General features: G+C 73.2%; 15 protein-coding genes. 9 read left to right on the forward strand and 6 right to left on the reverse strand.

Features of this window, described 5'->3' with window-relative positions:
• Nucleotides 1-86 precede the first annotated feature (86 nt).
• From EXE57_RS14485 to EXE57_RS14500, 4 genes are read left to right on the forward strand one after another with little or no spacing between them, the layout of a single operon-like run.
• Nucleotides 87-419 (forward strand): rhodanese-like domain-containing protein, encoded by a 333-nt coding sequence (locus EXE57_RS14485; protein WP_135078662.1) that lies wholly within the window; start codon nt 87-89, stop codon nt 417-419.
• 25 nt (nt 420-444) lie between these two features.
• A complete protein-coding gene (locus EXE57_RS14490) occupies nt 445-1845 on the forward strand; it encodes an MBL fold metallo-hydrolase (protein ID WP_135078664.1) in 1401 nt (466 codons plus the stop codon).
• Nucleotides 1842-2666: a sulfite exporter TauE/SafE family protein gene (locus EXE57_RS14495; protein WP_135078666.1), complete on the forward strand. Its 825-nt coding sequence runs from the start codon at nt 1842-1844 to the stop codon at nt 2664-2666. The genes EXE57_RS14490 and EXE57_RS14495 overlap by 4 nt, the downstream gene beginning before the upstream one ends.
• A gap of 32 nt (nt 2667-2698) precedes the next feature.
• Complete coding sequence (locus tag EXE57_RS14500) at nt 2699-3295, forward strand: rhodanese-like domain-containing protein (RefSeq protein WP_135078668.1); 597 nt, start codon at nt 2699-2701, stop codon at nt 3293-3295.
• 77 nt (nt 3296-3372) lie between these two features.
• On the opposite strand, the gene EXE57_RS14505 is transcribed toward EXE57_RS14500, so the two are convergent.
• From EXE57_RS14505 to EXE57_RS14515, 3 genes are all read right to left on the reverse strand, one after another.
• Nucleotides 3373-3693, reverse strand: a complete 321-nt coding sequence (locus tag EXE57_RS14505; protein WP_135078670.1) for a hypothetical protein — start codon at nt 3691-3693, stop codon at nt 3373-3375.
• A 144-nt stretch (nt 3694-3837) separates the two neighbouring features.
• Complete coding sequence (locus tag EXE57_RS14510) at nt 3838-5082, reverse strand: S8 family peptidase (RefSeq protein ID WP_135078672.1); 1245 nt, start codon at nt 5080-5082, stop codon at nt 3838-3840.
• 160 nt (nt 5083-5242) lie between these two features.
• Nucleotides 5243-5734 carry a DUF1269 domain-containing protein gene (locus EXE57_RS14515; protein WP_135078674.1) on the reverse strand — a complete coding sequence of 164 codons (492 nt, stop codon included), beginning with the start codon at nt 5732-5734 and terminating at the stop codon, nt 5243-5245.
• Nucleotides 5735-5870: 136 nt separating this feature from the next.
• Here EXE57_RS14515 and EXE57_RS14520 point away from each other — a divergent pair, with 136 nt between their 5' ends.
• Entirely contained in the window at nt 5871-6410 is a 540-nt protein-coding gene (locus EXE57_RS14520; protein ID WP_135078676.1) for a hypothetical protein, read from the forward strand.
• A gap of 8 nt (nt 6411-6418) precedes the next feature.
• Here the strand turns inward: EXE57_RS14520 and EXE57_RS14525 are convergent, their stop codons facing one another.
• Nucleotides 6419-8938 carry a LuxR C-terminal-related transcriptional regulator gene (locus EXE57_RS14525; RefSeq protein ID WP_135078678.1) on the reverse strand — a complete coding sequence of 840 codons (2520 nt, stop codon included), beginning with the start codon at nt 8936-8938 and terminating at the stop codon, nt 6419-6421.
• Nucleotides 8939-9249: 311 nt separating this feature from the next.
• Here EXE57_RS14525 and EXE57_RS14530 point away from each other — a divergent pair, with 311 nt between their 5' ends.
• The 3 genes from EXE57_RS14530 (at nt 9250) to EXE57_RS19825 (ending at nt 10261) form a co-directional block, all read left to right on the forward strand.
• Nucleotides 9250-9453, forward strand: a complete 204-nt coding sequence (locus EXE57_RS14530; protein WP_135078680.1) for a hypothetical protein — start codon at nt 9250-9252, stop codon at nt 9451-9453.
• Between the two features lie 259 nt (nt 9454-9712).
• Nucleotides 9713-9916, forward strand: a complete 204-nt coding sequence (cspE, locus tag EXE57_RS14535) for a transcription antiterminator/RNA stability regulator CspE (protein ID WP_135078682.1) — start codon at nt 9713-9715, stop codon at nt 9914-9916.
• Between the two features lie 186 nt (nt 9917-10102).
• On the forward strand, nt 10103-10261 hold the full coding sequence (locus EXE57_RS19825) for a hypothetical protein (RefSeq protein ID WP_167305757.1): 159 nt from the start codon (nt 10103-10105) through the stop codon (nt 10259-10261).
• Nucleotides 10262-10264: 3 nt separating this feature from the next.
• Here EXE57_RS19825 and EXE57_RS14540 read toward each other — a convergent pair whose 3' ends face one another.
• Nucleotides 10265-11314 carry a hypothetical protein gene (locus EXE57_RS14540; protein WP_135078684.1) on the reverse strand — a complete coding sequence of 350 codons (1050 nt, stop codon included), beginning with the start codon at nt 11312-11314 and terminating at the stop codon, nt 10265-10267.
• Nucleotides 11315-11370: 56 nt separating this feature from the next.
• Between EXE57_RS14540 and EXE57_RS14545 the strand changes: the two genes are divergently transcribed.
• A complete protein-coding gene (locus tag EXE57_RS14545; protein WP_135078686.1) occupies nt 11371-12237 on the forward strand; it encodes an NUDIX hydrolase in 867 nt (288 codons plus the stop codon).
• A 9-nt stretch (nt 12238-12246) separates the two neighbouring features.
• On the opposite strand, the gene EXE57_RS14550 is transcribed toward EXE57_RS14545, so the two are convergent.
• The gene (locus EXE57_RS14550) at nt 12247-13098 is read right to left on the reverse strand and encodes a helix-turn-helix domain-containing GNAT family N-acetyltransferase (protein WP_135078688.1); all 852 of its coding nucleotides are present in this window, start codon (nt 13096-13098) and stop codon (nt 12247-12249) included.
• Between the last annotated feature and the right edge of the window lie 43 nt (nt 13099-13141).

Consider the following 13141-nt stretch of genomic DNA (forward strand, 5'->3'; position numbering starts at 1 on the left):
GACCGACTTGCGAGGAATACCCCAGGGGGTGTTACGGTTGACCACGACCAGATACCCCCCTAGGTATGAGTCGGGAGAGATGAACGATGCCCGGTCCCACCCCTGAGGTCTCCGTCGAGGTCCTCGACGCCGCGCTGCGCGACGGCGCCACCGTCATCGACGTCCGCGAGGCGGGCGAGTACGTCGAGGGCCATGTCCCCGGCGCCCACCTGGTCCCGATGGGACAGCTCCCCGCCCGGATGCACGAGCTCGACCGCACCGCCCCGGTGTACGTCGTCTGCGCGTCGGGCAACCGGAGCGCCGCGATGACCGACCTGCTGACCGCGTCCGGCTTCGACGCCGTGTCCGTGGCCGGCGGCACCCGCGGCTGGCTGCAGTCCGGCCGCGCCGTCGTCCCCGGGCCGCGGCCCACCGCCTGACCGCCGCCACCGAGAGGAGATCGCCATGAGCGCACCCGACCTGACCATCGTCCCCATCGAGACGCCCACCCTCGGTGACCGGTCCTATCTCGCCCACGACGGCGAGGTCGCCCTCGTCGTCGACCCGCAGCGGGACATCGACCGCGTCCTCTCGCTGCTGGAGGAGCACGGTGTCCGGCTGACCCACGTCTTCGAGACCCACATCCACAACGACTACGTCACCGGTGGCCTGGCGTTGGCCGAGCGCACCGGTGCCGCCTACCTCGTCAACGGCGAGGACCCGGTCTCGTTCGCACGGACGCCGATCGCCGACGGCGAGGTGGTCGCGGTGGGCGAGCGGATGCGCGTCACCGCGCTGGCGACCCCGGGCCACACCTTCACCCACCTGTCGTACGCCCTGGCCGACGCGGCCGCCGACGACGGGCAGGGTGCCGACGTGGCGGTCTTCTCGGGCGGGTCGCTCCTCTTCGGTGCGACCGGCCGTCCGGACCTGCTCGGCGAGGAGCACACGCACGACCTGGTCCGTGCCCAGCACGCCTCCGCGCGCCGCTTGGCCGACACGCTGTCCGACGACGCCGAGGTGCTGCCGACCCATGGCTTCGGGTCCTTCTGCTCCGCGACCCAGTCGGAGGCGACCGCGTCGACCATCGGCCAGGAGAAGCAGGCCAACCCGGTGCTCGTCCAGGACGAGGAGACCTATGTCCGCGAGCTGCTGGCCGGACTGTCGGCGTACCCCGCCTACTACGCCCACATGGCGCCGGCCAACCTCGCCGGACCGGTCGAGCCCGACCTCTCGACGCCCGCCCAGGCGGACCCGCACGAGCTGCGCCGCCGCATCGACGCGGGGGAGTGGGTCGTCGACCTGCGCAACCGGACCGTCTTCGCGGCCGGCCACGTGCCCGGCTCCCTCAACTTCGGGCTCGACGGCGGCTTCGCGACATACCTCGGCTGGCTGGTCGAGTGGGGCACCCCGCTGACGCTGCTCGGCGAGACCGCGGAGGACGTCGCGACCGCCCAGCGCGAGCTGGTCCGGATCGGCATCGACCGACCCGCTGCGGCTGCGACCGGCAAGCCGGAGGACTGGGTGGCCGGGACCAGTCACGAGCTCGCGAGCTTCCCGACCGCGACGTTCGCGGACCTCGCCCAGGTGCGGCACCACCGCACGGTCACCGTCCTCGACGTACGCCGTGCCGACGAGCACGACGCGTCCCGGATCGACGGCGCGGTCAACATCCCGCTGCACGAGCTGCCGACGAGGCTCGCCGACGTTCCGGCCGGCGAGCTCTGGGTGCACTGCGCCGGGGGCTACCGCGCCTCCGTCGCGGCGTCGTTCCTGTCCGCCGCCGGGCGCCCCCTCGTCGCCGTCGACGACTCCTTCGACCAGGTGGCCGAGGTCGGGCTCCCGACGGTCGGTCGCGACGCATGACCCTCGCCCTCGTCGCCGTCGTGGCCGGGCTGCTCATCGGCCTGAGCCTCGGCGCCCTCGGCGGCGGTGGCTCCGTCCTGGCCGTGCCCGTGCTGGTCTACGCCCTCGGCCAGACGGCCGGGCAGGCCACCACCGGCTCGCTGGTGGTGGTCGGGCTCACCAGCCTCGTCGGCGCCGTGACCGCCTATCGGTCCGGCAACCTGATGCTCGGTCGCGGGATCGCCTTCGGTGCGGTCGCGATCGGGGGAGCGGCGCTGGGGGCCACGGCGTCCGGCCTGGTCCCCGACGCGGTGCTGCTGGCGTCGTTCGCGGTCCTGCTCGTGGTCGTGGCAGCCCTGATGGTGATCCGCCAGGTCCGTCGCGGCCGCGGCACCGGACGGCGCCGCCGCGACGTACGCCTCGACGACCCCATCATCACCTTCAGCCCGCACTTCGCGTGCGCCTGCCCGCGCGCCCTCAAGGTGCTGGTCACCGCGACCGCGGTCGGCCTGCTGACCGGCTTCCTCGGTGTCGGCGGCGGCTTCCTCGTGGTGCCGGCGCTGGTGCTCGCCCTGGGCCTCCCGATGGAGCTCGCGGCCGGCACCTCCCTGGTGGTCATCACGATCACCTCGGCCTCGGCGCTCGCCGTCCGTGCGGGCACCGTCGTCCAGCCCGACTGGGGCCTGGTGGCGCTGCTCACGATCTTCGCCGTGGTCGGCGGACACCTCGGCGCCCGGCTCGCGAGCCGGACCCCCACCGAGCGGCTGCAGGCCGGCTTCACCGGGCTGCTGCTGGCCGTCGCCGGCTACACGGCCTGGCAGGCCGTCCCCTCCCTGGTCTGACCCCGATCCACCCCATCCCCGAAAGGAACCCTGTGTCCTCGTACGCCCCCACCACCCCCTCGACCGGCTTCGGCATCGACCCCGCGACGCTGCGCGAAGCGATCGACGCCGGTGACGCCCCCCGGATCCTCGACGTCCGCACGCCCGCCGAGTTCGAGACCTCGCACATCAGCGGTGCCGACAACGTCCCCCTCGACCTGCTGCGCGAGCACCGCGCCGACCTCGCCGACCGCCTCGGCCGTGGGACCGTGCTGGTGTGCCGCTCCGGCGCCCGGGCCGACCAGGCCGAGCACGCCCTGGCGGAGGCCGGGCTGACCGGGCTGCGCGTGCTGACCGGCGGCATGGCCGGCTGGGAGGCCAGCGGCGCGCCCGTCATCCGAGGCCGGCAGACGTGGGACCTCGAGCGGCAGGTACGCCTCGCCGCCGGCTCGCTCGTCGCCTCCAGCGTGATCGCGAGCAGCCGGGTTCCCCGCCTGAAGTGGCTGGCGGCGGCCGTCGGTTCCGGGCTCTCCGTCGCGGCCGTCACCAACACCTGCGCGATGGGCGCGGTGCTCTCACGACTGCCGTGGAACCGTGGAGCCGCGCAGGTCGACATCCACGACGTGATGGCGTCGCTGCGCGCCGGGTGAGCCGCCGCCCGCGGAAGCGGCGCCCTCCTCGGCCGCTTGCTTGAGATCAAGCAAGCGGCGGCGACACCGTTACGCCCTCAGAGCCGGCGGGCCCGGGTGGCCCTCACCAGGGCGGCGACCCGGGCCACCGGCAGCCCCGTCGCCTCGGCGAGCCGGGTGAACGACCAGCCCTGGCGGCGCAGCGACCTGACCGCGGTGAGCTGCTCCAGCCGGAGCGCGTCGAGCTGGCTGTCGACCCGGTCGAGCAGCTCCTCCAGCTCGCGCACCGCCTGCGCGCGGTCCTCGAGGCTGGCGGTGCGGTCGACCTCACGCGCGATCGCGTCCGCGATCGCCTCGGCGGCGGGCCGGTCACCCCGCACGGTCCGGCGCTGCCGGACCGGTCCGGTCCACGTCGTCATGCTCGTCCTCCACCTGTGTCTCGGCCAGCCTGCCCCACGGGCGTGAACCGGCGGTGTGCGGAAGGTGACGAGGGAGTTTCGTCGTCCTCCCGGCCAGGACACCGCCCGGCCCGCGGGGGACGGGCCGGGCGGTGTCGTGACGGGTCAGGAGGTCGACACGTCGAGCAGCGGCTCCTTCGTGCTGTCGGGGTCGTCGACGTCGTTCCACGCCGAGGAGCCCGAGCCGAGGAGCGCGGCCTTCACCTGCGACGGCGTCGCGCCGGGGTGGGTGGCGGCGTGCAGCGCGGCGCCACCGGCCACGTGCGGTGCGGCCATCGAGGTCCCCGAGAGCGTGGCGTACCCGCCCTGCATCGAGGTGCTGTCGATGCACACGCCGGGCGCGATGATGTCGACGTCCTGGCCGAAGTTGGAGAACGACGCGAAGGTGTCGTCCTCGTCGGCCCGGCAGGTCGACGCACCGGCGCCGCCGGGGGCGCCGTCGAAGTCGGCCAGGGCGCTGACCGTGATCACCTCGTCGTACGCCGCGGGCGTGGACGTGGCCGCGTCGGCGGACTCGTTGCCGGCGGCGACCACGAAGGTCACCCCCGCGTCGGTCGCCTCGCAGATGGCGGCGTGCATCGCGTCGCCGCTGCTGGCGCCGCAGCTGCCGTCGTCCTCACCGCCACCACCCAGGCTCATGTTGGCGACCTCGATCTCGTCGGCGTGGGCGGCGACGTAGTCGATGCCGCAGATCACGTCCGCGTTGGTGCCGCTGCCGGCGGCGTTGAGCACCTTGACGGGCCAGATCCGAGCGCCGGGCGCGACACCGACGACGCCGTTGGTGTCGTCCAGGGCGCCGATCGTGCCGGCGACGTGGGAGCCGTGGCCGTTCCCGTCGTCGGCGTTCCCGATCCCGAAGAGGGTGCAGTTCTTCGCGCCGGCGGTGTTCACGTTGAGGTCCGGGTGGTCGAGGTCGACCCCGGTGTCGATGACGGCCACGTCGACGTCGACCCGCTGGTCGGTCCCGTCGATCGCGGCGGTCGGGCTCACGTCGGCCTCGGCCCGGTCGACCCCGGTCGGCGTCTCCTGCGCCGTCGCGGTCAGCTGCCGCTCGGGCTGCACGAAGTCGACGCCCGGCAGGGCCTCCACCAGGGCGGCGGTCTGCGGGGTCATCGTCGCGGAGTACCCCTGCAGGGCCGAGGAGTAGACGTGACCGAGGTCCAGCCCGAACCGGTCGGCGTGCAGGTTCGCGACACTGCGGGCCACCATCGAGTCCTCGAGGACGACGACGTAGCCGCTGGGCGCCGAGGCGTCCTGGGGGGCAGCGGTCGCGGACGAGGTGAGGGCCGTGGTGGCGAGGGCGAGGGCGGAGGCCGTGGCCGCCGCGGTGACGAGGAAGGTCCTGTGCATGGAGGTCCTTGCGTTCCGGTGTGCCGCTGGGGGCGGCCTGACCGGGGTGCAACGCGGCCGGGGGCGTCCGGGTCACGGACACGGCGGCCTCAGGTCTCTGCAGCGCAGGATCCTGCAAGGTGCCGCGCCACGGCCTCCGTCCGGTTCTCCGTGACCGGACTCAGTCGGTCTCGTCGAAGACGTCGCGGATCGCCTGCTCCTGGTCGTCGCTGAGGTTGGTGAAGATCAGCTCGGGCTGCTGGCCGGTGAACGCCTCGCGGACCTTGTCCATCACGGCGTCCGAGGACATGACGAACAGCGCCGAGGTCCCGGGCGTCACCTGGTCCCGCACCTTCTTGATGAACGAGTCGTCGATGCCGACGTCGGCCAGCGACCCGGCCAGGGCGCCGCTCGCGGCACCGATGGCGGCCCCGAGCAGCGGCACGAAGAAGATGAGCCCGAAGAGCATGCCCCAGAAGGCGCCACCGAGGGCGCCGGCGCCGGCGAGGTTCTGCAGCTGACGCGTCTTCGGCTTCTTCTTCCCCTCGGGCCACGAGACGGTCGCGGCGTCGTGGATGGTGATCAGCTTCTGGGTGGCGAGGTTGCGCAACGTGTCGGTGGCGGCGTCCGCCCCGGCTGCGTCGGGAAACTTCCACACGGTCAGCGTGGCCATCGGGCTCTCTCCCCTTCGTCGGTGGGGCCGCGCGGGACCGCCCGGCCGGGGACCAGACTCCGGTCCGCCCGTGTCGCCCGGGTTCCCCCGGAACGGGTGAACCCGGCCCGCCCAGGGGATGCGCACTGTGGGACCCATGACCACCTCACGCGCAAGCGGCCGCACCAACCGGGCCGTGCTCAACAGCCTCACGGAAGCGGAGTGGTTGCTGGTGCAGGAGACCGAGCCCGCCGCCCTCGCCTCCCTCGGGGAGGACGACCTCCTCCTGCTCCACGACCGGGTACGTCGGGCGCGGAAGAAGTACCTCGGCCAGTACCGCCGCGGCGCCAGCTCCGCGGTGGCCGAGCGCGGCGGCCGGGGAGCGTCGTTCCGGACCAACCAGCGGGCGCGCGACAAGGCCGAGGTCTTCGAGACCGCCCTGGCGCGGGTGAGCCGGGAGGTGGGCCGGGCCGCTAACCGGACCGCCGCGGAGCTGCGTCAGGAGCGGCTGGCCGCTGCTCGTGCCGAGAAGGGCGCCGGGCCGGCGGTGGGCGGCTCCGCAGCGGCGTCGACGCCGGAGCGGGCGAGCACGCGCCGACGTACGACCAAGACCACGGGCGGGATCAAGAAGGACGCCCACACCCGCGCTGCCGGCACCCGCCGCCAGGCCGCGCGGGACACCCGGCGCAGCGGCTGAGCTCAGGGTCAGATCAGCCGCAGGTTGCGAGCCACCGTCAGCGCCTCGCTGCGCCGCCCGACGGCCAGCTTGCCGTAGAGGCTGGAGACGTGGGTCTTCACGGTGTTCTCGGAGACGAACAGCGCGGCCGCGATGTCGGCGTACGTCGACCCGCGGGCCAGCTCGTTGAGGACCTCCCGCTCGCGGGGGCTCAGGGGCGGCCGCACGGTCGCCTCGGTGGGCGTCGACCGCTCGCGCCCGGTCGGCGTGCTCGACGCGATCATCGTGACGTAGTCGGGTCGCTGCGCCGCCGCCTCGTCCAGCTCGACCGACCACGGCGTGGGCGTGCTCCGGACCAGGGCGCCGAGCAGCGCGCGGATCGGCGTGCCGAGACGGCACCAGCCCATGAAGGGGACCGCGTTCCGGCGTACCTCCGTCGCCACCGCCGCCTCCCGCAGGTGCTCGAGGGCATCCTCGGTCTGGCCGAGCGCGTCGAGCAGCTGGGCCGCGCAGGCGAGCGCCAGCGGCCGGGTCGCCGGCTGGGAGTAGGTCGTGTCGGCGGCGGCCCGGACGAACTCGGCCGCCGCGCCCTTGCGGTCACCGGCGAGGTCCCGGGCGAGCCCCTCGACCAGGGCCGCCTCACCGAGCGCCCCGACCTCGAGCAGCCGGTCGGCGCTGTCGCGCAGGACGTGGGCGTCCGCGGAGAGGTGGGCCAGGAAGGACTGCTCGAGCAGCACCACGACGGCCAGGTGGTCGGGCAGGGGCGGGAGGTCCAGGTGTGACTCCAGGGCCCGCTCGGCGTCGATGAGGGCGCTGCGCGCCAGCGCGAGCCGTGCGACGAGCTCGCGGGTCCAGAACTTCGAGCACAGGTCGGCGGGGTGGATCGGCGCGGAGGGTCCCTGCAGGTGCTCGGGAGGGTCGAGCGCCGCCAGCCAGGCGTGGTCGAGCACCGCGGGCGCCTCGCAGAGTCGGGCGAGGTGCAGCGCCAGCCGCGCGCGGGCGGGGGTGTGCCGGGCCCGCCAGTAGGGCATCGCCTCGAGCCTGGCGAGTGCCTCGGTCGCCAGCTCGATGCAGGACTGCTCGTGACCGGCCATGAACTGGGTGACCGCGAGGTGGGACAGCGCCGCCGCCTCGAGCGCGGGCAGGTCGCGGGTGCGGCACAGCCAGATCGCGGCGGTCAGGTTGACCTCGGCCTCGCCGAGCTCGCCGAGCCAGTTCTGGGTGACTGCCAGCTCGGTGAGCAGCAGCGGCAGCTCGCTGCCGGCCCGCTCCCGGTCCTCCGCGAGGACCACGCGCTTGGCGTTGCCGACCGCCGCGAACATCGGTTCCAGGCCGAGCCGCGCCCGCATCAGCCGCAGCATCGCCAGCTGCGAGGGGTGCTCGGTGGGCAGGTCGGAACGCAGGATCCGGTCCATCCAGTGGGTGGCCTGCGGGATGTCGCCGGCGAACCAGCGGTTCATCGCCAGGCTGAACCACGTCTCGGGGTGCTCGTCGACGGTGTCGGGGTGCAGCCGGGCGAGGTCACCGATCCGCTCGCCCCGCCCCTGCGCGGTCAGCGTGACGCCCTCCTCGGCCAGCAGCTCGACGCAGGCATCGAGCGCCCCCACGGCCATGAGCCGGGGGAGGGCGAACCGGGTGTCCCCGCGGGAGCGGTCCAGCCGGACGGCGTCCACCACCGACTCGCGGGCCCGCTCCACCTCCGCACCGCCGGCCGCGAGCGTACGCCGGGCGAGCTCGGTCAGCAGGGGATGGATCCGGTAGGTGACCTCGTCCGCTGCCTCCTGCGGAAGACCTACCGGACCGTCGGGTGTGGCCGGCACCCGCGAGACGAGCAGGCCGGTCGACTCGAGGTCGGCCAGCAGGTCGCCGGCACCGCGGTCGCGGGACAGCTGGGCGGCGGTCGTGGTCGTGACGACGGGCTCCGCGGCGAGCGACAGCAGCACGTGCCGCTGGCGTGGGGACAGGCTCTCGAAGACCTCGCGCGCCACCCGGTCGGTGACCGAGGCGCCGCCGGCGCCGATCCGGGCGGCCGCCGCCGCCGGGTCCTGTGCGCTCCCGGCGGCCCGGGCGGCGAGCACGGTCGCGGCGCACCATCCCTGGGTCCGCTCGACGAGCGGGTCGACGACCGCCGGGTCCGCGGTCCCCGTGTGGGCCTCGATCAGCGAGCGGGCCTCCGCCTCGTCGAGCCGCAGCACGTCACCACGCAGCACGGTGAAGTGACCGAGCAGCTCGGGGACCAACCGGGTGACGGGCAGGTCCCAGCGGGCGGCGAGCAGCAGCCGCATCGAGAGCGGGTCCTCGCCGAGCAGGCGGTCGAGCTCGTGGAGGGAGGACGCCGGCAGGGCGTGGGCGTCGTCGATGACCACCAGGCGAGGGCGTACGCCCTCCCGGTCGCCGCGCGCCTCGCTCAGCAACGACGACAGCCGTTCGGGGCGCCAGGTCCGGTCGGCGTGCACCCAGGTGACCTCGCCGGTCTGGCCGGAGTGGTGCAGCCAGCCGCTGATCCCGAGCGTCTTGCCGGCGCCTGCCGGGGCCACGAGCAGCGTCATCGGACGCTCGCACGCGTCGTCCAGCCGTCGCCACAGGTCTGGCCTGGGCACGTAGACGCGCGGCAGGCGCGGCAGGGCCGCCTGCCTGGTCCCCGTCGTTCCCGCTCCCCCGGTCATGAGGTTCCCTTCGGACGCTGAGCCCCATGTCCTCAAGGGGAAAGTCTCGACCAGCGCTCGCCTCGGCACAAGGGGTGGTCCGGAGCGCCGACGGTCCGCCCATTTCGGGTGGGGCGTGGCCGGGCCGGTCCTGCCTACCGTGGGTCATGGCCGTCCACGAGGCGGGAGGAGGGGGACCAGGAGGTGCCCAGGGCATGACCAAGATGCTGATCCGCGTCGACGCCGAGCTGTCCGACGAGCTCGCCGGCGCGTTCCCCCACCTCGCGGTCCAGCACCACCGCCCGCAGACGACGCTCGTGGGCGACCTCACCGACCAGGAGGAGCTCCAGGGCGTGCTCCAGCTCCTGGCCTCGCTCGGCATCCAGATCATCGAGGTGGTGACCATCCCGGGAGGCTGAGTCACCCGGTGGTCGTCGGACCTTCACCTGCCCGCCATCCGGACTGTGGCGGGCATGCTTCATTTCGCGGTCCGTGTTGGTAGGCTCGGTGTTGCAGAAGGTGCAAGTTCCAGATGGTCTGACGCCAGCGGAGTTTGTGATCCAACGGCGTTTCTTCGGGTGTGTCTGCCAGTCACGCAAGACGGAGCGACGTGTCACCGCATCTGATGCGGGTCGTCGAAGTGGCGACTCTCGTTCCGATAACAGGAGTATCGAGCACATGGCTCAAGGCACCGTGAAGTGGTTCAACGCCGAGAAGGGTTTCGGCTTCATTGCGCAGGAGGACGGCGGCGACGACGTCTTCGTGCACTACTCGGCGATCCAGTCGCAGGGCTACAAGTCCCTCGACGAGAACCAGAAGGTCGAGTTCGACGTCACCCAGGGCCCCAAGGGCCCGCAGGCGGAGAACGTTCGCGCCCTCTGATCATCTTCTGATCAGACCTTCGACGAGGCCCCACCCGCGAGGGTGGGGCCTCGTTGCGTCCGGAGCCGTCCGTGATTTTCCGGTGGAGGCGGTCCGCTCCGACCCGCGACCCGGCACAATGGGTCGTGGGGATGATCTCCGGGCACGAACCGGGGCCGTCGAAGACTGCTGTCAGGGAGGGGGTGGGTGTCCGTGCACGACCAGTTCGACGTGTCGCTCGAGGACGGCGACCTGCTGGGCGAGGTGGAGCTGACCACCAACCTCATCATCGCCGCCAGTGAGTCCGACGAGCACCTGAGTGCTGCGGAGATCGACCGCATCCTCGGCGTACGCCCCCGCGGCTGAGGGTCAGCAGGTCGCGAAGAGCACCGGACCGCTGGTGAGGTCCGAGAGCACGTAGCTCCCCTCGACGGGGTCGAGCTCCATGGTCACGACCTCGCCCTCTGCGGCCACCCGGCCCAGCCGGAACCGGTCGCCGAACTCACCGCCCTGCCCCGGCGCGGGTCCGGCGGCCAGGGCCGCCCTGCTGTCGGCGTCGGCCCGCGCCTGGTCCTCGGTCTCCAACGACATCGCGACACGCACGTCGCGGTCGGGGAGCAGCCCCATGGCGAAGCCGGTGAGCGGGTTGACCTCGCCGGCCGCCTCCACCAGCTGGTCGGCCTGGTCCTGGTCGGCCGGCCCGGCGTTGCCCATCGAGAGCGAGCTGCACGCGACGTCGGCGTCGTAGACCGCGGCAGCGAGCGGGGTGCCGACCGCCTCGACGACCTCGTCGAGCCCGGACACCGCGTCGGCCTCCCCGGTCACCGACTCCATGGCTCGCTCGGCGTAGTCACCGGTGTCGGAGGCGACCACCACCCCCTGGTCGGCGTCGAGGGCGAGGTACTGGAGCTCGGGGGTCAGCGTGCCGATCGCCGGCAGCAGGTCGGCGCCGCCCCGCCAGGTGCCGCCCTCCTCGTCGGGTGGCGTGTAGCCCAGCTCCTCGAGCCCGTCGGCGAGGGCGTCGGTGTCGGCGTCCTCGGGGAGCTTCATCAGCACGGCCGCGCCGTCGGGTGACTGGGTGAAGAGCTCCCACTCGAGCGTGGCGGGTGAGAAGCCGTACTCCGCCTGCATCGTCTCGGCGGACTCGACCAACGAGGACATCGGGGACAGGTCGGCGTCGTAGGCGTCGTCCAGGAAGGTCGCCAGCTCCCCGGTGCCCGAGGAGCCGGACAGGCCGCCCGCACCGAGCTCCCGGCGTACGCCGGCCCAGTCGGTCCACGTCAGCCGTTGGGACCCTTCGGGGGCCAGGGCGACGGCCCGCTGCAGGTCGGTCTGCTGCGAGGACCGCCACCAGAGCACGCCGCCGGCCACCAGCACGACCACGAGCCCGGCGACGACCACGGCCGGCCACCGCTTCACGTGCTCACCTCTGATCGGGTCTCCTGTTCGGGCTCGGGTGGTGTGAGACTAACCCCATGCCACAGCGCAGGGACGTGGTCGCCGCGGGCGCCGTCGTCTTCCGACCGGGTCGTGAGGTGCTGCTGGTGCACCGTCCCCGCTACGACGACTGGTCCTTCCCCAAGGGCAAGCTCGACCCGGGTGAGCACTGCGCGGTCGCGGCGGTGCGCGAGGTCGCCGAGGAGACCGGCGTGCACGTCCGGCTCGGACCCCCGCTGTCGCACCAGCGCTACGCCACCGGCTCGCGGTGGAAGACCGTCCACTACTGGGTCGGCTGGCCGGTGGGTGACGACGACGTCGAGTCCTACCTCGTCAACGACGAGATCGACGAGGTGGTCTGGCTGCCCTACGACGAGGCGATGGCGCGGTTGAGCTACGCGCACGACCGGGCCACCCTCGAGGAGGCCAAGCGGCTGCGGAAGAAGACCCGCGCGCTCGTCGTGCTCCGCCACGGGAAGGCCCGCTCGCGCAAGTCGTGGGGTCGCAAGCGCCCGGACACCGAGCGTCCGCTGATCTCGCTCGGGCACGACCAGGCGCAGCGGCTGGTAGCCCTGCTCGCGGTGTGGGACGCCACCCGGGTGGTGAGCTCGTCGGCGACCCGGTGCGTGCAGACCGTCCAGCCGTACGTCGACAGCACCGGCTGGGAGCTGGAGGAGTCCGACGGGCTGACCGAGGAGCAGGCGACGCCGAAGTCCGTGGGCAAGGTGGTCGCGCGCCTGGTCGACGGCTCCGCCGGTGCCGTGCTCTGCACCCACCGCCCGGTGCTGCCGATGGTGCTCGACGCGGTCGGGCTGCCCGTGACCGGGCTCGAGCCGGGCGGGGTGCTCGTCGTCCACCATCGCAAGGGCGTCGTCGTGGCTGCGGAGGTCCACGCACGGCCCTGAGGTGGTGCGTCAGCGGACGGTGCTGCGGCGCTCCAGAAGGACCGTGTCGCGCCACTCGCCGTCGAGCTGGGCGATCCGGCTGCGGACGGCGAGGGTGCGGTAGCCGGCGGAGTGGTGCAGTGCCAGGCTGGCGCGGTTCTCCGGGAAGATCGAGGTCTGCAACGTCCAGAGGCCCCCGGCGTCGGCCTGGTTGACCTGGGTGTGGAGCAGCGACTTGCCCACACCACGATCCCGCGCCGACTCCGCGACGTAGACGGTCGACTCCGCGACCCCGGCGTAGCACTCCCGCTGGGAGGTCGGGCTGAGGGCGGTCCACCCGACCACCTGACCCTCGCGGATGGCGACCCACGCGTGCCCCGGCAGCCACCGGGCGCGGAGCTGGCGGACCGTGGGCACCCGGGTCTCGAAGGTGGCCTGCCGGGTGGCGATGCCTTGGGCATAGATGTCGAGGACCGCGGGCATGTGGTCGTCCGAGGTCGCCTCGACCACGACGTCCGCCGGCAGGTCCGCCGGGCAGCAGGGGAGCTCGGCGAGCGTGCCCATGACGACGTCGGCGGCGTGCGGCAGCCCGGTGCAGCAGGCCTGGTTGACGGTCACGACACTGCTCGTGCCGACCTTCTCGACCAGCACGAAGCCCACCTCGGCGAGCTTGCGGACGTGGTGGGAGCACGTGGACTGGCTGATGCCGAGCCGGTCGGCGAGGTCACCGACGCGCAGCGAGCCGGTGGGGCTGGTCGCCACCGTGTGGAGCAGCCGCACCCGGGTGGCGTCGGACAGGGTGGCGAACCACTCGGCGTACGTCTGGGCGGCGTCGCCGCTGAGTCCGGTCCTGGTCGCGGGAGGCGTCGTCACCGTGGTCATGGCACACACTCTACATCGACAGCGATCGATGGTTGCTTTCATC

Origin of the sequence: Nocardioides euryhalodurans (assembly GCF_004564375.1) — a bacterium.
Taxonomy (GTDB): domain Bacteria; phylum Actinomycetota; class Actinomycetes; order Propionibacteriales; family Nocardioidaceae; genus Nocardioides; species Nocardioides euryhalodurans.